The sequence below is a fragment of the Micromonospora desertarenae genome (genome assembly GCF_056150265.1).
In genome coordinates this window covers 1-24,905 of sequence record NZ_JAXCFQ010000014.1, presented here as the reverse complement: position 1 = coordinate 24,905, position 24,905 = coordinate 1, and the positions used below count along the sequence as shown (strand labels likewise).

The 24,905-nt window shown below is 71.4% G+C and carries 21 protein-coding genes; 15 read left to right on the top strand and 6 right to left on the bottom strand.

Features of this window, described 5'->3' with window-relative positions:
* Nucleotides 1-26 precede the first annotated feature (26 nt).
* The gene (locus tag SM577_RS25095; protein WP_474588126.1) at nt 27-1,013 is read left to right on the top strand and encodes a GNAT family N-acetyltransferase; all 987 of its coding nucleotides are present in this window, start codon (nt 27-29) and stop codon (nt 1,011-1,013) included.
* A gap of 211 nt (nt 1,014-1,224) precedes the next feature.
* Nucleotides 1,225-2,268 (top strand): CehA/McbA family metallohydrolase, encoded by a 1,044-nt coding sequence (locus tag SM577_RS25090; RefSeq protein WP_474588125.1) that lies wholly within the window; start codon nt 1,225-1,227, stop codon nt 2,266-2,268.
* A 183-nt stretch (nt 2,269-2,451) separates the two neighbouring features.
* On the opposite strand, the gene SM577_RS25085 is transcribed toward SM577_RS25090, so the two are convergent.
* A complete protein-coding gene (locus SM577_RS25085) occupies nt 2,452-2,859 on the bottom strand; it encodes a RidA family protein (RefSeq protein ID WP_302917341.1) in 408 nt (135 codons plus the stop codon).
* A gap of 65 nt (nt 2,860-2,924) precedes the next feature.
* Here SM577_RS25085 and SM577_RS25080 point away from each other — a divergent pair, with 65 nt between their 5' ends.
* Complete coding sequence (locus tag SM577_RS25080) at nt 2,925-3,551, top strand: TetR/AcrR family transcriptional regulator (RefSeq protein ID WP_474581674.1); 627 nt, start codon at nt 2,925-2,927, stop codon at nt 3,549-3,551.
* A gap of 334 nt (nt 3,552-3,885) precedes the next feature.
* On the opposite strand, the gene SM577_RS25075 is transcribed toward SM577_RS25080, so the two are convergent.
* The gene (locus tag SM577_RS25075; protein ID WP_302917343.1) at nt 3,886-4,248 is read right to left on the bottom strand and encodes a MerR family transcriptional regulator; all 363 of its coding nucleotides are present in this window, start codon (nt 4,246-4,248) and stop codon (nt 3,886-3,888) included.
* Between the two features lie 58 nt (nt 4,249-4,306).
* Between SM577_RS25075 and SM577_RS25070 the strand changes: the two genes are divergently transcribed.
* The gene (locus SM577_RS25070) at nt 4,307-5,110 is read left to right on the top strand and encodes an aminotransferase class IV family protein (protein WP_474588124.1); all 804 of its coding nucleotides are present in this window, start codon (nt 4,307-4,309) and stop codon (nt 5,108-5,110) included.
* 254 nt (nt 5,111-5,364) lie between these two features.
* Here the strand turns inward: SM577_RS25070 and SM577_RS25065 are convergent, their stop codons facing one another.
* A complete protein-coding gene (locus SM577_RS25065) occupies nt 5,365-6,723 on the bottom strand; it encodes a glycoside hydrolase family protein (protein WP_474588123.1) in 1,359 nt (452 codons plus the stop codon).
* Nucleotides 6,724-7,180: 457 nt separating this feature from the next.
* On the opposite strand from SM577_RS25065, the gene SM577_RS25060 reads away from it, so the two are divergent.
* The 8 genes from SM577_RS25060 to SM577_RS25025 are packed head-to-tail and all read left to right on the top strand — an operon-like array spanning nt 7,181 to nt 16,228.
* A complete protein-coding gene (locus tag SM577_RS25060) occupies nt 7,181-8,227 on the top strand; it encodes a LacI family DNA-binding transcriptional regulator (protein ID WP_474581672.1) in 1,047 nt (348 codons plus the stop codon).
* 41 nt (nt 8,228-8,268) lie between these two features.
* Nucleotides 8,269-9,864, top strand: a complete 1,596-nt coding sequence (locus SM577_RS25055) for an FAD-dependent oxidoreductase (RefSeq protein ID WP_474588122.1) — start codon at nt 8,269-8,271, stop codon at nt 9,862-9,864.
* A gap of 22 nt (nt 9,865-9,886) precedes the next feature.
* Nucleotides 9,887-11,167 carry an ABC transporter substrate-binding protein gene (locus tag SM577_RS25050; RefSeq protein ID WP_474588121.1) on the top strand — a complete coding sequence of 427 codons (1,281 nt, stop codon included), beginning with the start codon at nt 9,887-9,889 and terminating at the stop codon, nt 11,165-11,167.
* A gap of 8 nt (nt 11,168-11,175) precedes the next feature.
* Nucleotides 11,176-12,123, top strand: a complete 948-nt coding sequence (locus SM577_RS25045) for a carbohydrate ABC transporter permease (RefSeq protein ID WP_302917349.1) — start codon at nt 11,176-11,178, stop codon at nt 12,121-12,123.
* Complete coding sequence (locus tag SM577_RS25040) at nt 12,113-12,955, top strand: carbohydrate ABC transporter permease (protein ID WP_088993179.1); 843 nt, start codon at nt 12,113-12,115, stop codon at nt 12,953-12,955. Before SM577_RS25045 ends, SM577_RS25040 begins: the two co-directional genes overlap by 11 nt.
* Complete coding sequence (locus tag SM577_RS25035; RefSeq protein ID WP_474581670.1) at nt 12,952-13,848, top strand: ROK family protein; 897 nt, start codon at nt 12,952-12,954, stop codon at nt 13,846-13,848. The genes SM577_RS25040 and SM577_RS25035 overlap by 4 nt, the downstream gene beginning before the upstream one ends.
* Before the next feature lie 20 nt (nt 13,849-13,868).
* On the top strand, nt 13,869-14,582 hold the full coding sequence (locus SM577_RS25030; protein ID WP_302917351.1) for an N-acetylmannosamine-6-phosphate 2-epimerase: 714 nt from the start codon (nt 13,869-13,871) through the stop codon (nt 14,580-14,582).
* Nucleotides 14,579-16,228 (top strand): DUF4127 family protein, encoded by a 1,650-nt coding sequence (locus SM577_RS25025; protein WP_302917352.1) that lies wholly within the window; start codon nt 14,579-14,581, stop codon nt 16,226-16,228. The genes SM577_RS25030 and SM577_RS25025 overlap by 4 nt, the downstream gene beginning before the upstream one ends.
* Before the next feature lie 265 nt (nt 16,229-16,493).
* Here the strand turns inward: SM577_RS25025 and SM577_RS25020 are convergent, their stop codons facing one another.
* Nucleotides 16,494-17,042, bottom strand: a complete 549-nt coding sequence (locus SM577_RS25020) for a YciI family protein (protein WP_474588120.1) — start codon at nt 17,040-17,042, stop codon at nt 16,494-16,496.
* Nucleotides 17,043-17,275: 233 nt separating this feature from the next.
* On the opposite strand from SM577_RS25020, the gene SM577_RS25015 reads away from it, so the two are divergent.
* Entirely contained in the window at nt 17,276-17,749 is a 474-nt protein-coding gene (locus tag SM577_RS25015) for a hypothetical protein (protein WP_302917354.1), read from the top strand.
* A 147-nt stretch (nt 17,750-17,896) separates the two neighbouring features.
* Here SM577_RS25015 and SM577_RS25010 read toward each other — a convergent pair whose 3' ends face one another.
* Nucleotides 17,897-18,700 carry a helix-turn-helix domain-containing protein gene (locus tag SM577_RS25010; RefSeq protein ID WP_474588119.1) on the bottom strand — a complete coding sequence of 268 codons (804 nt, stop codon included), beginning with the start codon at nt 18,698-18,700 and terminating at the stop codon, nt 17,897-17,899.
* Here SM577_RS25010 and SM577_RS25005 point away from each other — a divergent pair.
* A complete protein-coding gene (locus SM577_RS25005; RefSeq protein ID WP_474588118.1) occupies nt 18,694-19,134 on the top strand; it encodes a nuclear transport factor 2 family protein in 441 nt (146 codons plus the stop codon). The genes SM577_RS25010 and SM577_RS25005 overlap by 7 nt on opposite strands.
* Before the next feature lie 459 nt (nt 19,135-19,593).
* Entirely contained in the window at nt 19,594-20,673 is a 1,080-nt protein-coding gene (locus SM577_RS25000; RefSeq protein WP_474588117.1) for an endonuclease/exonuclease/phosphatase family protein, read from the top strand.
* 340 nt (nt 20,674-21,013) lie between these two features.
* Here the strand turns inward: SM577_RS25000 and SM577_RS24995 are convergent, their stop codons facing one another.
* A complete protein-coding gene (locus tag SM577_RS24995) occupies nt 21,014-24,862 on the bottom strand; it encodes a carboxypeptidase regulatory-like domain-containing protein (RefSeq protein WP_474588116.1) in 3,849 nt (1,282 codons plus the stop codon).
* Nucleotides 24,863-24,905: the final 43 nt, after the last annotated feature.

Sequence of the window (24,905 nt, the reverse complement as noted above, 5' to 3'; positions counted from 1 at the left end):
CCCGATACGACCCGAGGAGTCGCACGATGCACCAGGAACTCGAGCCCGACTACCCGATCCTGACGCCACGGCTGGCGCTGCGGCCGCACCGTACCGACGACCTCGACGACCTGCTCGAATTCCACGGCGATCCCGAGGTGGTGCGATTCCTTCCGTGGCCCCTCCGCGACCGGGCGGCGACGAACGCCGCGCTCACCGCCAAGCTGGATCAGGCGACCCTCACCGAGCCGGGCCAGTGGCTGGTGCTCGCCGTGGAGCTGCGCGAAACGAAGACCGTGATCGGCGAGATCCTCCTGAAGTGGGCCAGCGCCGAGCACCGGCAAGGAGAACTCGGCTTCGTCCTCGCGCGCGCCCACCAGGGCAAGGGGTACGCCGCGGAAGCCGCCGCCGCGATGCTGCGCCTGGGCTTCGAGGACCTGGGCCTGCACCGCATCACCGCGGTGTGCGTCGAGGGCAACATTTCCTCGGCCCGCCTCCTGCGACGCCTGGGCTTCAGCCAGGAAGCGCGGCTGGTCGACGACATCTGGTTCAAGGGCGGCTGGGCCACCCGGCTCCTCTTCGCGTTGACCGAGGACGCCTGGCGGACGCCTGCGACGACCGGCAGGGACCGGGAGGAGATCGACGCCCTCATCCGCTGCTACTTCGACGCCTTCACCTCCGGTTCCGGAGTCGACGAACGCATGGCGGCACTGCGCGACGCGATGCTGCCTGGAGCCATCATCGTCCGAACGTGCGGGATGGCTCCCGCGGTGTACGACGTCGACGCGTTCATCGAGCCGCGGCGAGCCATGCTCACCGACGGCACGCTGACCGACTTCAAGGAAGAAGCCCGGTCGGGCCGGCTGGACCTGTTCGGCGACATCGCGCAGTGGTTCGGCAGGTACGCCAAACTGGGCCGCATGAACGGTGCCCCCCACACCGGCGGCGGGATGAAGTCGATCCAGTTCGTGCGCACCGACGCCGGCTGGCGCATCAGCGCGGCCGCATGGGACGACGACCGCCCGCAGCGATAGGCAAATGGTCGACAGCTTCGTGGCGGGCGGCATCGCTCCTGACGAGACAGCGAGATGTCTCGCAACTCGCTCGTGACCGCCCTGCCCCGGGGATTTCCCGGGGCAGGGCGGCGATCAGCACGAGGCCGGCTGGGTGGAGGGATGCGCGATTGGCGTCGCGACTGCCCGACGAGGAGGTCCGCCACGGAGCCGCTCGCGGCGCGCCGCACCCGTGATCGTTTGGCTACGATGCCCAGGATGGCGGGGATGGGAACACGCGGGGAAGGTAGCTGAGGCGGTGTTTCCGCCTGGGCGTGTGGCCGGACGGGGACGCGGATGGTACCGGGGCGACTGTCACGTGCATTCGCGGCGCTCGCACGGGGGTGAGCTCACGCCCGAGCAGCTCGCAACCGCCGCTCGTGAGATCGGGCTGGATTTCATCGCCGTCACCGAGCACAACACCGTGGACACCCATGGCGCCTGGGGCGATCTCGCTGACGACCTGTTGGTGGTCCTCGGCCAGGAGGTCGTCACCCATACCGGACATTGGCTGGCGCTCGGTCTGGCGCCCGGTCAGGTGGTCGACTGGCGCTACGGCGTTCGTGACGGCCTGGTCGACCGAGCTGTGGACCAGGTCCATCAGGCCGGCGGTCTCTGCGTCGCCGCCCACCCACACGCTCCGTACCCGTCCGGCTCTTTCATGTATCCGTTCGAAGGATTCGATGCGGTCGAGGTGTGGAACGGGCTCTGGAGTTCGGACCTGCCCTGGAACGCCGACAACGAGGCGGCGGTAGCCGAGTGGGGTCGCGCTCTGGCGGCCGGGATACACCAGGGGCGTTGGCGTCCCGCGGTGGGTAACAGTGACGTACATCTGCGAGGTCAGCTCGGAGTTCCGCAGCTGGTCGTGCGGGCCGAGGACCTCGGCACCCGCGCCGTGCTCGCCGGGATCGCGGCCGGACACAGCTGGATTGCCGAATCGGCAGCGGTTCGGTTGACGTTCACGGCCTGCGCGGGCGACCGCACGGTCGGGATCGGTGAGCAGCTGGACACCTGCGGGGCGCCGGTCGTGGCACGGGTACGGGTGACGGGTGTGCCAGACGGCACGATGAGCTTCCACACCGATCGCGGCGTGGTGCACCGCGACGTGTTGCCCCGTGCGGGCGCAGGCAGGGTGGAGTGGTCCACGAGCGCCAGCGAGTCGATGTTCATTCGTGTCGAGGTACGCCATCCCACCGGGCACATGGCGGCAATGACCAACCCGATCATCTTGATGTGAGAGCACGTCGGCGTGCCTCCGCGGCGGAAGCCCTTGAGGCCGTCGTCAGCCAACGGTCGTCGATCGGGGGCGAGCGCCTCGGCGATCGACGCCATCAGGCGGAGGTTCGCAGTCCGGCCGCCGTACCGACCACGACCATCTGCCCCAGCGCCAGGCGGTGTGGACGGCGCAGGCGGGGGGCTGTCAGTCGATGACGGCGGTGGCCTCCACCTCGACCAGCAGGTCCGGCTCGCCGAGCGCGGCAACACCGATCAGCGTGATCGGCTTGACCGGGTCGATCCCCAGCCTCGCGGCCGCCCGGGACACACCCTCGCCCAGTGCCGGCATCTTGTCCGGCGACCAGTCCACGACGTAGATGGTCAGCTTCGCCACGTCGTCGAAGGAGCTGCCGATCCCAGCGAGGGCGGTACCGACATTGAGGTACGCCTGCTCGACCTGGGCGGCCAGATCTCCCTCGCCGACGGGGTTTCCGTCGGCGTCGCGGGCGACCTGCCCGGCCAGGAACACCAGCCGGGATCCGGTGGCGATCGACAACTGCCGGTACACCTCTGGCTTCGGCAGTCCGTCGGGGTTGACCAGCTCCACGGCCATGACCACTCCATCCGTCAGACACAAGATCGATGGCTAAACATAGCATCGCTATGTAATGTGCCACCATGGCCAGGACCAAAGACCCTGCGATCCGTACGCTGTTGATCGAGCGGGCCGCGCAGATGCTCCGAGCCCGCGAGCCGGTCACGCTGCGCTCGATCGTCGCGGGTACCGGCGTGTCGACCATGGCCGTCTACACCTACTTCGGCGGGATGGACGGCTTGTGGCGAGCGACGCGTCAGGAAGGATTCACTCGATTGGCCGCCAGGCTGCGAGCTGTCCCGCTATCCGCAGACCCGGTACGAGACCTCGCCGCCCTCGGGGCGGCGTACCTCTCCAACGCCCTGGTCAACCCCGACCTCTACCGCGTGATGTTCGACGCCGGGTTCGAGCTGGAAGACCCCGCAGCCGCGGACGCAACGCTGCATTGTCTCGTGACCACCATCCAGCGCGCCAAGGAGCTCGGGCGGTTCCGCCCCGACGCGGACCCGTTGGCCCTGGCCACGCAGAGCTGGGTGATCGGCCACGGCCTGGTGTCCCTGGTGACCACCGGTCCACTGGAGCGCCAGGCGCTCGACCACGGCGCGCCCATGCTCACCGCGTTGTTCATCAGCTACGGCGATGAACCAGACGCCTGCCGTCGCTCGGTCGAACTCGGCTGGCACCCGTACCCTCACCCCAGCGACCCTTGACATCCCCTCACCGGGCGGCCAGCAGCTCGAGAACCCCGATGGTCTCAACAGGGTTGGTCGACGTGCCGTTTCATCGGCGCTGAGCAGCGGAGCCGTCCACTGACGTCCGCGCCGAGCGTCGCCCGCGATCGGGTTGCCACGGCCTGCTGGGGGCGTAGCCGCGGAGAAAGGCGCCCTGCCCCGGACGCTCCACCCGAGCCGTCCTGAACCTCGTGACAAAGCTCAACGCCGACGACGGTCTTCGGCCATCGTGACCGGACAGACATCGAGGTGATGCTCGATCGACCATCCACGAAGCACCCACAAGGAGGTGTCACGCGGGTGACTCATGCGGCTACATCTGTTCGGCAGCGGCACTGGCGGTAAGGAGATCGGCGAGGGCGGCCCTGGAGTTCTGGAGCGTGGAGATCTTCCCGTCCAGCCGGCGGAGCTGTTCCTGCAGCGTCGGCGCCGCACAGTGCTCCAGTTCCGGGCCGGGTCCCTCGACGCAGGGCAGCACCTCGCGGATGACATTGGTGGGCAAGCCGGCGGCGAGCAGGGCCCTGATGTGACCGACCACGACCGGGGCGTCATCGTCATAACGACGGTGACCACCGCCGGCCCGGTGGGACGTGAGCAGTCCCTGCTCCTCGTAGTAGCGCAGCAGGCGTGGGCTGACCCCGGTCGCGCGCGCCAAGTCCCCGATCCTCATCGTCATGTGATCCCCGCCATCCACGCTTGAAACTCACATGGGTGTCAGATTCTACGTTGCTGGTATGTCCTCCTTCGTTGTGCAACGTAATGGTCAGGCGGCGACCGCCGAGGAGCTTGCGCCGCTCGCCTTCGCGGGCTATGCCCACTTCACCGCCATGCAGGTGCGTGGGGGCCGGGTCCGCGGTCTCGACCTGCATCTGGAGCGGCTGCGGCTCGCCTCGGTGGAGCTGTTCGGTCACGCCCTGCCGGACGATCAGGTGCGCTCCTACCTGCGGGCGGCGCTTGCAGCGGGCCCGGCCGACATGTCGCTGCTCGCCACGGTCTACTCGCCGTCGGGCGAGTTCACCGTGGCCGGGCGTGAGGTCCAGGCCGAGGTCCTGGTCCGCACGGGACCGGCCGCGTCCGGCCCGCAGGGCCCGCTGATGCTGGCGACCGTCGAGTACGAACGGGTCCTTCCGGCCGTGAAGCATGTCGGCGAGGTCGCCAAGACGTACTTCCTCCGGCAGGCCGTCGGGCAGGGCTTCGACGATGCCGCCTTCGTCGACCGCCAGGGTCGGCTCAGCGAGGCCTCGATCTGGAACCTGGCGTTCTGGGACGGGTCTGCAGTGGTGTGGCCCGAAGCCGACATGCTGGGCGGGACCACGATGGGTATCGTCCGCCGGCAGCTGGACCGTCTCGGTGTCCCGCAGCGCGTGCAGGACATCACGCTCGCCGATCTGCCGGCACTTGCCGGGGCGGTGGTCATGAACTCGTGGACGCCCGGAGTGGCGGTCCACCGGATCGGCGCCGTGCCCTTGCCCGAGGCGCCGTCCTTCGTCGAGCTGCTTCACCGCGCCTACCAGTCCGAGCCGCTCCTCGCACCGTGAGAGCCGGCATCACCTGATATCGGGACCACCCCGGCACCCGCCCGCCGGGAGCCGCTTGCCAGTGGAGGCGGGTCCAGCGTCGCGACCCGCCTCCACCAGCCTCGCCCGCATGCGACGCTCCCCCGCAACCGGTACGACGGGACGGGTCAGCGCTGGACGGCGAGGATGCCGATCAGGCTGGCGCCGCCTGACGGCGTCCCAACCCGCGCGTGGTGGCACGGGGTGGGACGCCGACATGGCTCGCGCGGGTACGTCTACCCCACGCCCTGGTCGTGCGGGACGGTGACGGTGACGGTGCAGCCGACCGGCCGGCCGATCTCGTCGTGGCCGCCGTACGTCAGCGTGTAGACCCGGTCCCCGCCGTTGCCGGCCCGTTCCGCCCGCAGCTTGCCGGCGGTGTCGGGCGTGCCGGCGGTGAAGTCGCTGACGTCCGCGGCGTCGCCGCCGGTCACGGTGGTGAGGGCGAACGCGTTCGGGCCGAGCACCCCGTCGCGCAGGTCCACGGTCACGGCCACGTCGACCAGTTCGTGGTTCGGCGGCCACAGGACCGGGCGGTCCACGGAACAGTCCAGCTGCCGCTGCGGCACCGGCTCGGGCAGCGTGGCGACCGCGTGGCCGATCGTCGCGGTGAGCCGCCCGCCGGCCTCGTAGTACATGTGCATCGTGCGGCCGTCGAGGTAGAACGTCGGTGCGGCCGACCGGCCCAGGTCGGGTGCGGTGCTCATCGAGTCGTGCACGATGCCGAGGTGGATCTCCTGGTCGAAGTTCTCGCCCACGTCGACGGCGTGCATGTTGCCGTCGGCGGCATGGAAGATCACCAGGTTGCGGTCGTTCCAGCGCAGGAAGAACGGTCCGGAGGCGTTGGGCCCCTCGACACCCTGCGGCGTCACGATCGGTTCGGGCTGGATGGCCCAGGTCCGCGCGTCGTTGGAGACCGCCCAGCGGATCCGGCGGGACACCGGCCCGGTCGGTCCGGGCGGCGCCGCCGTGGGGTTGTCCATGAAGACCATCAGGTAGCGGGTTCCCAGGCGCGGCACGGACTGCTCGAACACCCGGGCGTACGAGGTCTCGCCACCGGTCGTCTCGTCCCGGGCGACCGCCGTCCCGCCGTAGCTGAAGTGGATGCCGTCGTCGGAGGTGGCGTAGCGGGTTATCGAGTTCTCGCCGTGGTAGTAGAGGAACAGCTTGCGCTCGCCCTCCACCCACACCGCGTGCGGGGAGGACACGTGGCTGACGGTCGGGTAGTGCGGCAGCCAGGTGTTGCTGACCAGGGGGTTGGCCCGGTACTCGGTCCACGGGCCGTCGATCGAGTCGGCGTACGCGAGGGCGATGCCGCCGGGCCGTTCGTGCGGGGCGTAGTACATGTAGTAGGTCCCGAGCGGGTCGGCGAAGTAGTCGGCGGCCCGGATGACGCTCGGGAAGATGAACTCGTTCGTCGGGTTGTAGTCGAGGTTGCTCTTGTCGAAGGCGGTTCCCGCGTAGCTGAACCGCGGGAAGTCGAAGGCCGGGTCGGCGGTGGCCGGCGCGGCGCCGGCCAGGGTGGCGACGAGCAGGCCGGCGCCGGCCGCCGCCGTGACGGCGCGCCGGGGTGAGGGGACAGGTGCTCTCGTCATGCGTCTTCCTCTTCGGTCGGATCGGTCGAACGCGGGCTGTCCTGATCGGATGGCCGGAGCCGGTCCCGGGCGCACGACGCCGACGGTCGGCACCGTGGAGGCTCACCCCGCCTCGCCGCTCAGCAGGTGGTGACACGGAGTAAGGATGCGCGAGGACCCGACCGTCGACCGTCCGACCGGTCCACGGTGCTAATACGTATTAGCATCTATGTTTCTCGAATGTTGCGCGGTCGAGCGGCGTCCTGTCAAGAGGCGGCACCGCCCGCCGTGACGGCCACCCGCCAGCCGGCCGGACCGACCCGCCAAGAAGCCGGCACCTTCCGCTAATGCGCATTACTTCAGGGACTTCACCTCCACGAAATCTCGCGTCACCCTCTTGACACCGACGGGAGGGCACGCCAGGCTCCTTGCCAACGCCGAGCGCTAATACGCATTAGCCACACCGGAAGGACCCGTCGTGGCCACTCCCCCCAGACGCGTCACCCAGCGTGACATCGCCCGCTTGGCGGGCGTCAGTCAGGCGACGGTGTCCCTGGTGCTCAACAACCGGGCCGACGCGGAGGTCCGGATCGCTCCGGAGACCCGTGACCGGGTGCTGCGGGCGATCGCCGAGACGGGGTACGCCGCGGACCCGGTGGCCCGCCGGCTCGCCGCGCGGTTCAACCGGATCATCGGCGTCTTCACCTACGAGCCCGCCTTCCCCAGCGGCAGCCGGGACTTCTTCCACCCCTTCCTGCTCGGCATCGAGGAGTACGCCGAGCGGGTCGGCTGCGACCTGCTGCTGTTCACCAGCGCACCCGTGGTCGACGGCCGGCGGCGCATCTTCCACCAGGACAACCGGTTGCGCCTGGCCGACGGGTGCATCCTGCTCGGGCGCGAGATCGACGGCGCGGAGCTCCAGCGGCTCAACCGCGACGGGTACCCGTACGTCGCCGTGGGGCGCCGCGACGACGCCGGTGGGCCGGTCCCCTACGTCGGCGCGGACTATGCCACGGCGGTGAGCCGGCTCGTCGAGCAGGCGCTGCACCGCGGCCACCGGCGCCTGGCGTACCTGAGCATGGGCGGCACCGCCGAGTCCTCCGCGGACCGCCGCCGTGGGTTCGACGCCTCCACCGCGGCCGCGGAGCACGCCCGCCAGCGGACCGCGACGGCCCGGGACGCCGACACCGTCCTCGACGACCTGCTCGCCGAGGGGACGACGGTCGCCCTCGTGGAGGACTTCGCCACCGCCGTGGCGCTCGAGTCGGCCGCCCGCCGGCGCGGGCTGACCGTGCCGGGCGGCCTGTCGATCATCACCCTCGGCGACCCGACGGCGCCGGTCCCCACCGACATCGCGTTCACCGGGTTCCGCATCCCCCGCGAGGAGATGGGCCGGCAGGCCGTCGAGGTGTTGCGGGGTGTCATCGACGGCAGCGCGGCCGGCGTGCAGCAACGACTCCTCCCCTGCGAACTCGTCGAGGGCGACACCCTCGGCACCCCCGAACCGGCGGCCGACCGCCGCTGAGGCGGTGCGGCCGCTCAACTGGAAGGAAGCAAGTGGTACAGATGCGTGCGGACGTCCTCGTCGTCGGGGGCGGACTGGGTGGCGTGGCCGCCGCGCTCGCCGCGGCCCGGGCCGGCCGGTCCGTCATCCTGACCGAGGAGTTCGACTGGCTCGGCGGGCAGCTCACCAGCCAGGCCGTCCCGCCGGACGAGCACTCCTGGATCGAGCAGTTCGGCGCCACCGCCAGCTACCGCGCCCTGCGCAACGGCATCCGCGACTACTACCGCCGCTACTACCCGCTGACCGAGCGCTCCCGCGGCTGGACCGACCTCAACCCGGGTGCCGGCTGGGTGAGCCGGATCTGCCACGAGCCCCGGGTGGCCGTCGCCGTTCTCGAGCAGATGCTCGCCCCGTACCGCGGCGCCGGCCGGTTGACGGTGCTCCAGCCGTACCGGCCGGTGGCCGCGGAGACCGACGGGGACCGGGTCACCGGGGTCACCCTGGCCCACCGGGACCGCGACGACCGGATCGACGTCACCGCGCCGTACATCCTGGACGCCACCGAGACCGGTGAGCTGCTGCCGCTGACCGGCACCGAGTACGTCACCGGGTTCGAGTCGCAGGCGCAGACCGGGGAACCGAGCGCGCCCGCCGAGGCGCAGCCGATGAACATGCAGGCCGTCTCGGTCTGCTTCGCCATCGACCACGTCGACGGCGACCACACCATCGACCGCCCGGCCGGCTACGACTTCTGGCGGGACTACAAGCCCGACTTCTGGGGTGACCGGCTGCTGTCCTGGCGGTCGCCGCATCCGCGCACCCTGGAGATCGTCGAGCGCAGCTTCACCCCCAACCCGGACGACGACCCGTTGAGTGTCAATGCCGACCAGCGCCTCAACCCCGGCGACGGCAACCTGTGGACGTTCCGGCGGATCGCCGCCCGGCGCAACTTCACCGACGGCTCGTACGGCAGCGACATCACGCTGGTGAACTGGCCGATGATCGACTACTTCGAGGGCCCGGTCATCGACGTGCCGAACGCGTCGTGGCACCTGGCCAAGGCCCGGGAGCTGTCGTACTCGGTGTTGTACTGGTTGCAGACGGAGGCCCCCCGGCCGGACGGCGGCACCGGTTTTCCCGGACTGCGGCTGCGCGGGGACGTGACCGGCAGCCGGGACGGCCTGGCACAGGCCCCGTACATCCGGGAGTCCCGCCGGATCCGGGCCGAGTACACGGTGGTGGAGCAGGATCTCTCGCTGGCCGTGCGGGGCGACCACGGCGCGGTGCGGTACCCCGACTCGATCGGGGTGGGGATGTACCGCATCGACCTGCACCCGTCGACCGGTGGCGACAACTACATCGACGTCGGCTCCTGCCCGTTCGAGATCCCGCTCGGCGCGCTGATCCCGCAGCGGATGGAGAACCTGCTGCCGGCCGGCAAGAACATCGGCACCACGCACATCACCAACGGCAGCTACCGACTGCACCCGGTCGAGTGGAACGTCGGCGAGGTCGCCGGTCTGCTCGCCGACTTCTGTCTGGCGCGGGGCGAGTCCCCGCGCGCGGTCCGCGGCACCCCCCGCCTGCTGGCCGAATTCACCGACCGTGTCTCGGCTGCCGGCGTCGAACGGCGCTGGCCGCGGATCGCGGGCTACTGAAACCCCCGGTGAGGAGAAGGATATGAGAACAGGAAAGGGCCTACGCGTTGTCGCCGCGGCGCTGACCGGCGCCCTCGCCCTGTCCGCCTGCGGCGGCGGCGAGGCCGAGGACAAGGGCCCGGCCAACCTCCGGGTGACCGTCTGGTCGGCCAACGAGGCGCACCTGAAGCTGTTCAACGAGATCGCCGACGAGTACCGCAAGAGCCACCCCGACGTCGCCGGGATCACGTTCGACCCGCTGCCGTTCGAGAACTACACCACCACGCTGACCACCCAGATCGCCGGCGGCAACGCCCCCGACCTGGCGTGGGTGTTCGAGAACTCCGCGCCCGACTTTGTCGCCTCGGGCGCGCTGCTGCCACTGGACGAGACCCTCAAGAAGGCCGAGGGCTACCAGTACGACGACATCTCCCCGGCCACCCTCAAGCTCTGGCAGAACGGCGGGAAGCTGTACGCGTACCCGTTCTCCACCTCGCCGTTCGGTGTCTTCGTCAACACCGACCTGCTCAAGCAGGCCGGCCAGAAGACCCCGGCCGAACTCATCGCCGCCGGCCAGTGGACCTGGGACGCCGCGCTGGCCGCAGCCGGCGCCACCCAGGCCGCCACCGGCAAGGCCGGCCTGGTCATCCGCGACTTCGACTACAAGGGCTGGGACAACCTGTCCACCTTCTGGACCGGCTGGGGCGCGCAGGCGTGGAGCGAGGACGGCAAGTCCTGTGGCTTCGCCAGCCCGGAGATGGTCGACGCGATGACCACCCTGCACAAGGCGATCTTCACCACGAAGGCGCTGCCCGGCCCGGGCACGACCGCCGACTTCTTCGCCGGTGACGCCGCCATGACGGTCACCCAGATCTCCCGCGCCTCGCTGCTGAAGGACGACGGCTTCGCCTGGGACCTGGTGCCCCTGCCCGCCGGGCCGAAGGGGCCGTACGCGGTGGTCGGGCAGGCCGGCATCGGGGTGATGAAGCGGAGCCCGCACGCCGACGTCGCCGCCGACTTCCTCGCGTTCCTGACCAACCCCACCAACTCGGCCAAGCTGGCCCAGTTCTTCCCGCCGCCGCGCCAGTCCCAGCTGACCGCGGAGACGCTGGCCAAGACGAACCCGAAGCTCAAGCCGGAGCAGTTGCAGAAGGTCGTCATCGACGGCATCACCAGCGGCGTCGTCAAGCCGAGCCACGCCGGGCAGGCCGAGATCAGCCAGCAGGTCCGCGCCGGGCTGGACCCGCTGTGGAAGCCGGACGCGGACGTCAAGGCCGTCCTGGACGGGGTCTGCGCCAAGATCCAGCCGATGCTGGCGAAGTAAGGAACCCGATGACCCGTACGGACACCAGGGTGGGCCCGGTCGAGGCCCGGCCCGCCCTGGTCCCGGCGCGGCCGTTCTGGACCAGCCGCCGCCGCGACCACCTCACCGGATACCTCTTCATCGCGCCGCAACTGATCGGCAGCGCGGTGTTCGTGATCCTGCCGCTGATCCTCGTCGTCTGGTACAGCCTGCACGAGTGGAACGTGCTCGCCGGCACGTTCGAGTTCGTCGGCACCGACAACTACGCGGCCCTGGCGGAGGACCCCAACCTCGGGTCGGTGCTGCGGGCCACCGGCCTGTTCTCCGTCGGCCTGGTGGTGTTCAACCTCGCCCTGGCGTTGCTGCTGGCGGTCCTGCTCCACCAGAAACTGCGCGGGACGATCGTGTTCCGCACCCTGTTCTTCTCCCCCGTCGTCGTGTCGCTGGTGGCCTGGACCATCGTGTGGGGCTTCCTGCTACAGGACAACGGCGGCGTCAACGGCCTGCTGGACACGGTCGGGGTGGACGGCCCGAACTGGCTGCGCGGCGACGGCACCGCGATGCTGTCGGTCATCGTCGTGCAGGTCTTCAAGAACGTCGGCCTGAACATGGTGCTGTTCCTCGCCGCCCTGCAGGGCGTGCCGGGCGAGCTGTACGAGGCCGCCGAGGTGGACGGGGCCAGCCGGCTGCGCCAGTTCTGGCGGATCACCGTGCCGCTGATCAGCCCGACGATCCTGCTCACCTCGATCATCACAGTGGTCGGCTCGCTCCAGGTCTTCGCGCAGATCGCGGTGCTCACCCAGGGTGGGCCGGGCACCTCGACCACGGTGCTCGTCTACTACCTCTACCAGCAGGCCTTCCAGTTCCATCACTTCGGCTACGGCGCCACGCTGTCGATCGTGCTGTTCGCCATCGTGCTCGCGCTCACCGTGCTGCAGTGGCAGATGCGCAAGAGGTGGGTCTTCCATGAGTCGTGACCTGTCGCCGCGGACCAAGCTGGTGCTCTACGGGGTGCTGCTGGTCCTGGCGATCCCGTTCGTCTTCCCGACCTGGTGGATGGTCACCTCGTCGCTGAAGCCGGTGTCGGACATCTTCGCCTTCCCACCGCAACTGCTGCCGGTCAACCCGCGGCTGGACGCGTACCAGCGGGTGTTCGAGTTGCAGCCGTTCGGCCAGCAGTACCTCAACAGCCTCTACATCGCCCTGGTGGTCACCGTCGGCACGCTGGCCGTGTCGGCCCTGGCCGGGTACGCCTTCGCGCGGATCCGGTTCCGCGGGCAGAACGTGCTGTTCCTGGTCGTCCTCGCCGGACTGCTCATCCCGAGCGAGGTGACGATCGTGCCGCTGTTCCAGATGTTCTTCAAGCTCGGCCTGGTCAACACCCACTGGCCGCTGATCCTGGTGCCGATCCTCGGCGCGCCGAGCGTGCTGGCGACCTTCATCATGCGGCAGTTCTTCATCAGCCTCCCCGGGGAGCTGGAGGAGGCGGCCCGGGTCGACGGGCTCGGCCGGTTCGCCACCTTCTGGAAGATCGCCCTGCCGCTGTCGCGGCCCGCGCTGGGCGCGGTCGCCATCTTCACCTTCCTGCACAGCTGGAACCTCTACCTGGAACCGATCGTCTTCCTCTCCTCGCCGGAGAAGTTCACCCTGCCGCAGGCGCTCACCCAGTTCGTCGACGCCTACGGCGGCCCGATGTGGGACGTCCAGCTCGCCGCGGCGTCGATGACCGCGCTGCCGGTGCTGGTGGTCTTCGTCATCGCGCAGAAGCAGTTCGTCGAGGGCCTCGCACACACCGGCCTCAAGGGGTGAGCGAAGCCGTGGTCGGCGTCGACATCGGCGGCACGAAGACCGCCGCGGCGTTGGTCGGACCGGGCGGTGCGGTGCTCGCGCGCCGCCAGGCGGCCACCCCCGCCCGGTCCGGGCCCGCGGCCGTCCTGGAAACCGCCGCGCGGCTGGCCGCCGACCTCCTCGACGCCGCCGGCCCCGGACCGGTCGGGGTGGGCACCGCCGGCACCGTCGACCCGGCGACCGGCAGCATCCGGTACGCCACCGACAGCCTGCCCGGCTGGACCGGCACCCCGGTCGTCGACGCGCTGGCCGGGCGGCTGGGTCGGCCCGTGCGGGTCACCAACGACGTGAACGCCGCCGCGCTGGGCGAGTGCTGGGCCGGGGCCGCGCGGGGCCGCCGCGACGTCCTGCTGGTCGCCGTCGGCACCGGGCTGGGCGGGGCGATCGTCCGGGACGGCCGGATCGAGACCGGCGCCCGCGGCGCCGCCGGCGAGGTCGCGCACCTGCCGGCTCCGGGCGCCGGACGGCTGCGCTGCGGGTGCGGGCGGTACGGGCACCTGGAGGCGATCGCCTCGGGCACCGGCCTGGCCGCCGCGTACGCCGAGAAGACCGGCTCGCCCGTCACCGGGCGGGCCGTGGCGGACCGGGCGGCCGCCGGGGACGCCGCCGCCCGGCAGGTGCTGGAGCGGGCCGGCGCCGCCCTGGGTGCCGCCCTGGCCGGGCTGGTGACCCTGCTCGATCCCCAGGCGGTCCTGGTCGCCGGCGGCGCGGCCGAAGCCCTGCTGCCCGCGGCGTCGAGCGCCTACGCGGCCGAACTGCCGGCGGGCTGGGCCGATGTGCCGCTGCGGCCCGCCGCGCTCGGGGCCGACGCGGTGGTGGTCGGGGCCGCCCGGCTGGCCCTGGACGAAGCGTGACGAACGGAAGGACCAGACAGGTGAACGCCCTCGACGAGCTGGCCGGCGGGCTGGTGGTGTCCTGCCAGCCCCTGCCCGACGAGCCGGACGACCCGATGCGGGATCCGTACGTCCAGGCCCGGGTCGCGGCCTCGGTGGTACGCGGCGGCGCGGTGGCGGTCCGGGTCAACGGACCGGACGACGTCCGCGCCGTCCGCGCCGCCGTCGACGTGCCGGTGATCGGGCTGTACAAGCACGGCTCGGACGACGTCTTCATCACCCCGACGGCCGGCCACGCGGTCGAGGTGGCGCTGGCCGGGGCGCGGATCGTCGCGGTCGACGCCACGGACCGGCCACGCCCGGACGGGCGCACCTTCGCCGACACCGTCCGGGCGGTCCGGGAGCGGACCGACGCGCTGGTGCTCGCCGACGTCTCCACCGCGGCGGAGGGCGTCGCCGCCGTCGAGGCGGGCGCGGACGCCGTCGCCACCACGCTGTCCGGCTACACCGCCGCCAGTCCCCGGTCCGACCAGCCCGACCTCGACCTCCTGGCGCGGCTGGTCGCACAACTGCCGGTGCCGGTGCTCGCCGAAGGGCGGTACCGCAGCACCGAGCAGATCCGGCGGGCGTTCGAGGTCGGCGCCCACGCGGTGGTGACGGGCAACGCCGTCACCTCGCCGCTGTGGATCACCCGCCGGCTGGTACCGGCGACCCCCCGCGCGGGGGCCGCCCCGGAGAACAGGGAGAGCAGATGAAGAGACGGACCCTCCTGGCCACCGGCGTCGCCGGCGTCGCCGGCCTGACTGCCGTGACGATCGGCCGACCGGCGTCCGCCGCGGGCCGCGACCGACAGCCGACGGTGGCGCTGGTGCCGCTGGACGACCGGCCGGTCAACACCTACTGCCCGCGGCTGACCGCGGCGAGCGCCGGCGCCGTGGTGCGGCTGCCGCCCCGGGACCTGCTGGGCCGCTTCCTCACCCCGGGCGACGGCGCCGCCGTCGCCCGCTGGCTCGGCGCCACCGGCGACGTCGACGGGTACGTGATCTCGGTCAGCATGCTCGCCTACGGCGGCCTGATCGCCTCCCGCACGGCCGCCCCGACGCTGGCCGCCGCGCTGGCGAACCTGGCGGCGATCCGGGACCTGCGGGCGACCCGGCCCGGCGCGGTGATCGAGGTGCACGACACCATCCAGCGGCTCGCCATCACCAGCACCGGCACCGACCTGGACACCTACCGGGACCTGCTGGTGGAGTGGGCGAAGCTCCACGACCAGGTGGTCAACCTCGGGCAGGAGGAACTGCGGGCCCGGCTCGACACCGTCCGGGCGCAGATCCCGGACCGGGTGGTCGAGGACTACCTCGCCGCGCGGGCCCGCAACCACCAGGTCAACCGGCTGATGGTCGAGTGGGTCGCCGACGGCACCATCGACCACCTGGTGCTCTCCGAGGACGACACCGCGCCGGTCGGCCTGGCCCGGGCGGAGCGGGTCGAACTGGAGGCGCTGGTGGCCCGGCTCGGCGTCGGCGACCGGGTGGAGATCTTCCCCGGCGCGGACGAGGTCGACGCGCTGCTGGTCGCGCGGGTGCTCGCCGCCGGCGCGGCGCCGACCTACCGGGTCGAGTACGCCGGGATCTCCGGCGAGGAGTGGACCGCCCAGCTGGAGGGCATCCCGTTCGCGGAGAACATCCGCCGGCACGTGCGCGCGGTCGGTGGACGGGTGGTGGACGGCGACGCGGACATCGTGCTCGCCGTGAACACCCCCTCGGCGGCGCCCGCGCGACGGGCCACCGACCTGGACGCCTTCGTCGGGCGGATCGGCGCGCTGCTGGCCGCCGGCACCCCGGTGATCGTGGTGGACCCGCTGATCGTGAACAGGGCGGACCACGACCTGGTCGCGCGGATGGAGGCCCGGCTGGACCTGGTGTCCCTGCTGTCGTACTCGGGGTGGAACACCGGGGGCAACGCGCTCGGGTTGGCGCTGGGTCACGGCACCGCGCGCTGGGCCCACCTGCGCTCCTCCGGCAGCGGGTACGGGGTGCCCGAGCTGCGCGCGCCCGCCCAGGCGCACGCCGAGTACCTGCTCTACCGGTTCGTCAAGGACGACGTGTGGAAGAACGTGCTGCAGGTCGAGGCGTACGCGCACGCCCGCGCCCAGGGCTGGAACCCGCTCGCGCTCTCCCCCGAGCAGAAGAGCTACTTCGACGGCTGGGTACGCGACCGCCTGGTGCCGCTGACCGAGCGCTACTTCGCCGACCACTTCGCCGGGCACCGCGTCCTGCTGGGCCGGCGGGGTGCGAAGACGTTCACGGCGACCGTGGCGCGCTTCGAGTCGGCCCGGGTCGAGCTGCCGTGGGACCGACTCTTCGAGGTGACGTTGGAGCCCCGGCTCCGGCTGTCCTGATCCGGACGGCCGCCCGCCGCCGTCCGCCTCCTCGTCCGAGCCAGCGGAGGCGAGACGTACCGGTGATCGAATCCCCACCCCGGCGGGCCGCCGTCAACCTCATGGTTCGGGGCACTCGCGCCACCTGCTGCGCGCTCGACCGCGCAGCAGGTCGGCCGGGTGGGTCGGATCCGCGCGGACGGCGACAGCGTGCCAGGACAGCTCACCGAGATCCTCCCCGATCGGGGTTGGAGACTGGGCGCGGATCCTGGACGTCCCCGTCTCACTACCGCCGCCCGCCGAACTGCCAGTTGTGCACCTCGATGTCGGCGTACCGGTCCGGGGTGAGGATGGCGCGTGCCGTGTCCGGGTCCGGCGCCCGGACCAGCGCCGCGGTACCCAGCCAGATGGCGCCGTTGTCGGACAGCAGCGGCCCGTACGCGATCAGCTCGTCCGAGTTGGGCGGCACGTCGAGGTCGGCGGCTTGCCCCGTACCGAGGCCCAGCACCAGGTACCGGCTGCCGCCGGCCCGGCCGCCGGCGAACTCCCACATGGTGCGTCCCAGGGTGTTGCGCCACCGGCGCAGCAGCACGTCACGGTACACGCCGGCCTGATAGTTGGGCTCGTCGAAGGCGAACGCGCGGGCGGCCGCCGGATCGGACAGGTCGACGATGTGCAGGCTGCCGGTGGGCGTGTCGCCGTCGTCGGTGAGGGTGGGCCCCCGGGCGATCATCTCTGCCGTGTAGCGGTCCATGTAGGACCAGTGCTCTTCCAGCAGCTCCTCGCGCAGGGCGACGGAGCCGGGTCGGTCACGGTGGTAGCACAGGAACTCCATGCCCCACAGTCTCGACCGGTGGCGGACGCCGACGCGGACCGGGGCACCACCCGGCCACAACACCACCACGACGGACAACTCCCTCGCAGGCCGAGAGCGGCTCTTTCGTACGTGCCGGCGCGGAGCGCGGTGGGCCGGGAGGTTTTCGCCGATATCGCTTGGTGCGCTGCTGCGACTGATACCACTGTGGACATCGCCACGCCAACTATGGTTCGCTGATCTCGGTTGATCAAGTGTCTCTGGTCGCCTCGGCCGTACCGGAGCGCTACCGGGTGGAGGAATTGCGGATGAGCTGGTTACGGCGGGTGAGCCTGCTGGCGGCCATGACGGCGGCCGTGATATTTGGTGCCGCATCCCAGGCAAGCGCCGCAGCGGAGCCACACAACGTGGGCTGGCTGTACACCGTTGGTCGCGGTGGCGCGGCGTTCTTCGACGCCGACCTGGCGGGGCACCCGTCAGAGGAGAAACTGACGGTGTGCGATAACGCGTCCAACGGCAGAGGCGTTCGGGCCTATTACAGCGGAACCACCATCATCAACGGCACCGAATACGTACACACCTGGGAGGTCATCGACCCGTCCAACAACGGGATCTGCGGTACGTCCACCGGCAACATCTTCGCCGACGGGTTTACCGTGTACGTCGAGGTTTGTGAATACGCAGGGGATTGGGAAGGCAACTGCGCCCGCAGCAGCGGAGTGGCGTAGGGCCTGGGGTCCCCCCGCCGGACTGATCGGCCTGCGCGTCGGAGCCCGAGGCGTGCGGCCAACAGCGAGCCGGACGGCGGCAGAACTCGAGGTGCCCCCGGGCGCGCCTCGGGGGCACCTCCGCCGCATGGGCATCGGTTCAGCTCGCTACTCGGTGAAGTAGGCGGCGCTCTCCGCGTCCGCCGGGTAGTAGGACTCGATCGCCACCTCGTCGAGGGTGATGTCCATCGGGGTGCCGAACGTGGTGATGGTCGAGAACAGCCGCAGCTCTCGTCCGTCGAGGCGGAGGATCATCGGGATCACGACGTCGGTGTCGGTCGCCTGGCTTGCCGCGTCGTCGGGTTCGGGCGCCAGCAGTTCCTCGTAGAGTGCGGTGAGCTCGGGGTCGGGAGCAGTGGCGAGCTGGCGTGAGATCCGGGTGCGGAACACCGCGCGCACGTCGGCCAGGTTCACGACCAGCCGGGCGAACCCGCGCGGGTCCAGTCCCAGCCGCACCAGGTTGACCGGCGGCCGCAGCAGCTCGGGAGCCACCTGCGCGAGGAACGGGTCGACAGCGCGATTGGTCATCACGATGTTCCACCGGCGATCGAAGACCAGCGCCGGATACGGCTCATGCGCGCGGAGCACCCTGCGGATCGCATCGCGGACGGCCGACAGCGCGTTGTGGTCGAGCGGACGCTCGGCGTAGCGGGGTGCGAAACCCCCGGCGAGCAGGAGCCGGTTGCGATCGCGGAGCGGCACGTGGAGCTGATCGGCGAGTCGGAGGATCATGTCGGCGCTCGGCTTGGATTTCCCCGTCTCGACCAGGCTGACGTGACGAGCCGAGACGTCCGCGGCGATCGCCAGGTCCAGTTGGCTGAGTCCCCGGCGTTGCCGCCACTGCCGCAGGAGTTCCCCGACCGTATACACGATCATGCAGCGTACGCATCGTCGCGCCGAACGCCATGACATCCGAGTTCATCGACAACCGGAGCGGCCGCGGAAACACTGCGTCCATGACCATGGAGAACAAGAGCATCGTCCAACGGGCGCTGGCCGGGCTGATCGAGACACGTGACGTCGACCCGCTCGCCCCGTTCCTGAGTGACGACTTCGTCCACCACAGGCCGGGTTCCACCCCGTCGACGAAGGGGGAATGGCTCGCCGCCGTCCGCGCCGCGCTGGTGCCGCTCGTCGACATGCAGGTGGAGATCCATCAGGTGCTGGCCGACGGCGATCACGTCGTGGTGTACTCGCGGCGCTGGCTTCCGGATGCCGGACCAGAGATCGCGGTCGTCGACATCTGGCGGATCGACGACGGGTTGATCGCCGAGGGGTGGGAGATCATCGAGCCGGTGGCCCAGGTGGCCGCCAACCTGGCGTGGTGGGCACCTGCTCGGCGCTGACCATGCGTAGCCACCCACGATGCGCACCTCGCCGACGGCACCTGCCGCCAGGTCAGGTCCGCGTTCCTGCCTGCTCTGGCCGGATTCGCCGACTTGTCGTTGCAGGCGGCGGTGGCCGGGGGTGCGACGCCACCCGCACCGGCGACGTGGCCCGTTCGGGACTGCCCGCACGCCGTTTCCAGACCCTGGTACCGCTTCTCATCGGTGCCGCCGTGCGCCCGCACCCGGACGGAGGCCCCAGACAGGGCAGCGGGACGTCGGCCCGGTGCGGGTTGCGAGGATTTATCCCCGGGACCACGGCACGAAGGATGGCTCCGGTGGGTGCTTACGGAACCCTTAACTCCTGCTTGAGACCGTATGCCGGAAGACGAGGACCACGGCGAGCGGAAGCGTGCGGGTACTGGTGGCGGACGACGATCCGAGGACGCAGCAGTAACCGGCAAGTGAGCGAGGACAGACATGACGCGGGTGGACAAGGCGGAGACCGGGCGGGACGACGCCAGCAGCCGGGATACCGGCGCCGGGACCTGCCGCGCCCGCATCCGCCGGGCGGTACGCGCCGCCTCCCGGCCGGGCCCCTGGAAGCGCGGCCGGGTGCTCGCGGCGCTGGCGCTCCTGCTCGGGCTCCTCATGCTGCTGCACGCGAGGATCCCGAACCGGATCGGAAACCTCGGCAGCCTGGTGGAGACCTTCCTGCCGTGGTTCGGGCTGTTCATCCCCGTACTGCTGGTCGGGGCGCTGTGGCGTCGCTCCGCCTCCGCGGTGGCCGCGCTGCTGCTGCCGGCCCTGGTATGGCTGAACCTCTTCGGCGGCCTGCTCGGCGACAAGTCCCACCCGGGCAGTGATCTCACCGTGGCCGAGCACAATGTCGGCGCCGGCAATCCCGACCCCGCCGGCACCGCCCGCGAACTGGCGGCCTCCGGGACGGACGTGCTGGCCTTGGTGGAGCTGACCGAGCAGGCCCGGGGAACGTACGAGAAGGAGCTGGCGACGGCGTACCCGTACCACACGGTGCGGGGCACGGTCGGGTTGTGGAGCAAGCTGCCGCTGTCGGACACCCAGCCGGTCGACATCAAGATGGACGCCGGACCGCTGGCGGCCACCAAACCGGCCGATGTCAAGAATGCCTACACCCGGGCGCTGCGCACCACGGTGACCACGGACCAGGGCCCGCTGGCGGTGTATGTGGCCCACCTGGGCTCCGCACGGGTCAATCCCAGGGCGGGATTCTGGACCGCCCACCGGGACAGGAACGCGCAGGCGCTCGGCGAGGCCATCGCCGCCGAGCAGAACGAGCGGGTGGTGCTGCTCGGCGACCTGAACGGCACCATGGACGACCGCGCGTTCGCCGACATCACCTCCCAGCTGCGCTCAGTTCACGACGCGGCCGGGGATTGCTTCGGCTTCACCTGGCCGGCAGAGTTCCCGATGGTGCGGATCGATCAGATCATGGTCCGCGGCGTGGAGCCGGAGAGTTCGTGGGTGCTGCCGGCCACCGGCAGCGACCACCTGCCGGTGGCGGCCGGAATCAGCTGGTGAGCGCCGGGTAGAGGCTGGCGCTCCACCTCCTGCGGCAGGGAGCACCGTCCACGACCGGACCGACCCGTGCAGCTACTCGTGAAGGCCAATGCCGCCGACCGGGCCCACCACCTCTCGGCCGAGCGGGTGCTGCACGACGGCGCTCGCGGCGTCCGCGCCGAGCGGGTGACCGTCCAAGCCAAACCCGCCCGTCGAGATCGCGAATCGCCCCGGTTACCGTCGAGCAGCGCCGAGGATCAGCACAGGCTGTTCCGGATCCGGCGGAGATTGTTCCGGGCCGGACCCGGTGGCGGCGACGGTGGATGCGGGGCCGTTTCAACCCCGCATCCACCCGCCGGTGTCAGCCGATCGGCGTCACCGGCACGTCCCGGCGCACCGTGCCGTACGGCGCGTCGAGGCGGAGCCGCGCGGTGCCGGGGAAGTGACCGGCGGCGTTGACGGCCAGGTCCCACTCACCCAGCGGCAGCCGCAGCGTGAAGGTGCCGCCGGCGTCGGTGACGACCTCCTCCTCGACCTCCTCCAGCCGCAGGAACTCCACCGTCGCCCCGGCCAGCGGCGCGCCGGTCGTCGCGTCGGTGACGACGCCGGTGACGGTGCCGGGCGGCAGGAACCGCACGGACTGCCCGGAACGGAGCCGCTCGTCGTGGTAGCTGTACTCCTGCGCGTGGTAGGAGTCGGCGTCCTCGATGCCGACGGTCGCGCCGTCGCCGCGTCCGGCAGCGGTGTCGGGCAGCAGCCGGTGCTGCACGTCGACGCGGCCGTTCTCGTGCAGCACCGCGTCGACGCTGATCCGCTCGCCGTCGAGCAGCATGTCCTGCCAGGAGACCATGAACCGCCGGTTCGGCGCGGTGCCGGCGGTGCCGTGGGTCACCCGGGACGACGCGTCCATGGCCAGGCCGTCCCAGAACGCGTACACCGCGGCGTCCGGGCTGGACGTGCTGGGCAGGAAATTGTTGGAGCCGCTCTGGTGGTCCGACGGCTCGAACGTCAGGTAGCCGTAGCGGGACACGTACGCGGTGCGGTACGGCTGGCCGTACAGCCGGAACTCGAACGGCAGCGCGACCGCCGTCGGCGGCCCGTACTCGCTGGTCGTCACCGTCGTGCCGGCGAAGCTCGGCTCCACCGAACCCAGCAGGCACTGGTAGCCGAACCCGTCCGCGCCGTCCACCACGCCCATCGGGGCGATCACCGTGACGTCGTTGACGGCGTCGCCGCCGATGATCGTCGGCAGGTAGAGCCGCCCCTCGCGCTGGCAGCCGGGGACGCTGGCGTAGACGTAGGTGGCCACGTCGGACTCGGGGACCTTGGTGAACCGGTACGCCCCGTCCGCGCCGGTGGTCATCCGTACGATCGGCAGCTCGCTGTGCGAGAGCCACACCTCCGCCCCGCGCACCGGTTGGCCGAGCGAGTCCCGGATCACGCCGCTCACCGTGCGCTCGTTGAGCGACAGCCGCACGTCGTGGCGCACCCGCTCGCCGCTGGTGTCCAGCACCACGGTGGACCGGTGGATCCCGAACGTGACCAGGGAGACGTCGACGGTGTACGTGCCCAGCGGCAGGTGCAGCACGTACGTGCCGTCGGCCGCGGCGGTGGTGGTCACCGCCGGCGCGTCACCGGTGACCGCCGAGACCAGCGCGTTGGCGGCCGGTGACCCGTCGGGCTTGGTGACCGTGCCGTACAGCGACCCGGCCGCCCGGAACGTGATCGCGCTGTGCGGGCGCAGCGCCGCCACGTCGCGGGAGTACTCCAGCCCGACCGAGCCGGTCTGGTTCTCCACACCCACGCTCGCGCCCGCGCCGCGGGCCACCGCGGCGGAGGTCAGGTCGCCGTAGTGCACGGTGACCGCGCCGGTCTCCGACAGTTCGGCGGCGAAGGTCACCCGCTGGGTCTCGTCCTCCCAGAAGGTCACGTTGCGCCACTCGACCACGAACCGCCGGTCCGGCGCGGTGCCGTAGCTGGCGGTCCGCACCGTGGCCTGGGCGTCGACGACCAGGTCGTCCCAGAACGCGAAGACCGACGCGTTCGGCGTGGACGGGTTGGGCACCTCACGGTTGATGGAGTTGTCAGCGGCCCGGTCGAAGCTGAGGAACCCGTTGGTGGCCACCCACATGGTGGTGTGGTTGCGGCCGTAGAACGGCACCGGGAACGGCAGGTTCACCTGCGCCGACTCGTCGTCACCGGTGAGCGCCAGCGCGGTGGTGCCGGTCGGGAACGGCGCGGTGGTGCCGTTGCACTGGTAGCCGGAGCTGTCCACCTGCGCCGGCGGGTACAGATCCACCGTCTCCGACCCGTCGACCGTGATCTGCCGGCTGCCCGCGCTGAGGCAGCGGCCCGCCCCGAACGTGAGGGTGTACCCGCCGACCGGCACGTTGTCGATCCGGTACGCCCCGTCGGGGCCGGTGACGACCGGGGGCAGCGGCGTGGCCAGCAGCTTCACCGCGATGCCGGCCGCGCCCACGCCACCCGGGTCGCGGACCACCCCGCTGATCGGGTGCCGGGGCAGCGCGACGAGGGTCAGGTCGGCGGTGGCGGTGCTGTCGGCGGTCACGGTGACCGAGGTGGCGCCGTCGCCGAATCCGAACGCCTTCACCGCCACGGTGTAGCCGCCGGGCGGAACGGTGACGGTGTAGCGGCCGGTGGCGTCGGTGGTGGCCACCCGCTCGGTGCGGTTGGGCCCGGTGAGCCGCACCGACGCGCCGGCGACCGGTCCGTCGGCCCCCCGGACGGTTCCGGTGAGCGTGCCGCGGGGGCCGCGGGGCGCGGCGGCGACCGCGGCGTGCACGTCGAGGCGGCCCTTGCCCCACACCGGGTTGTCGGCCGCGGTGCCGCCGCACTGGGCGTCGGCGACGTCGACCGCGCCGCCGTCGAGCAGGGCCCGGGTCGCCGGGATGTCGCCGATCAGCTCGGGGGCCGCCGACCAGAGCAGCGCGACCGCCCCGGAGACGTGCGGCGCCGCCATCGAGGTGCCGTTGTACGCCTCGTAGCGTCCACCCGGCAGCGAGGAGACCACCGCGACGCCGGGCGCCGCGATGTCGGGCTTGATCTCCGCGGCGGCCGTGCCCCGGCTGGAGAAGTCGGCGATGGCGCCCTCGGCGTCGAACGCCGCCACCGCGTACGCCTGGGTGTAGTCGGCGGGTGATCCGACGGTGTCGCAGCCGGGGCCACTGTTGCCCGCGGAGAAGACCGGCATGATGCCGACCTCGATCCACCGGCTGACCACCTGGCTGTAGAACGGGTCGCTGTTCGGCGACCCCCACGAGTTGTTGACGATGTGCGGGGCGAGGTCGGGACGGCTGGTGAAGGTGTCGTCGAACGGCGCCATCACCCACTCGCCGGCCAGCAGCAGGGCCAGTTCCGTGCAGCCGCTGCCGATGCAGCCGCGGGCGGCCACCCACCGCGCACCGGGTGCGACGCCGATCTGGGTACCGGCGCCGTCGTCGCCGACCATGGTGCCCATGGTGTGCGTGCCGTGGCCGTTGGTGTCGCAGGGCGCGGTGCGGCACTGCCCGTACGGGTCGTACCAGTTGAACCGGTGGTCGAACACGCCGTCGCCGACGTTGCCCCGGTACTGGCGGACCAGCGCGGGGTGGTCGAACTGCACCCCGCTGTCGATGTTGGCGACCACGATGCCCTCACCGCGCACGCCGTAGCGCGACCACACCTGCGGTGCCTGGATGCGGTCGATGTTCCACTCGACCGCCGCGGCCGCCGCGACCCGCTGCGCCGGGGTCGGCTCGGGCAGCTGGAAGGTGCGCATGGTGCGTACGGTGCGCACCTCGGGCCGGCGGGCCAGTTCGGCGGCGAGCTTCGCGTCGGCGTCCTCGACGTGGACCGCGTTGACGATCCAGAACGGGTGGTGACCCACCTTGCGCTGGGTGAGCAGTTGCCGGATGCCGCGCTGGCTGCGTTCGGCGAGCGCGGCCAGGGTCCGCTGGCCGTAGGCGGTGCGCTGGGCGTGGGTGCGCAGCTCGCGGGCCGGGCGCAGATCGGCGCGCTCGACCAGTTCGACGATCAGGTCGGCGGTGCGCCCGCCGGCCAGCGCCTGGCGCGCCGCGGGCTGGAGCTTGTCGGGCGCGGCACCGGCCACCGGTGCGGGAGCGGTGAGCAGCGCCGCGGCCAGCACGCCGGCCACCGCGGCGGCGAGCCGCCGCACGGCGCGGGACCGCGGGGCGGGAAGGGATGGATGCATGGAGGTCCTCGTCTGGGCGTGCGGTGGTGGCGGGCGCGGGTGC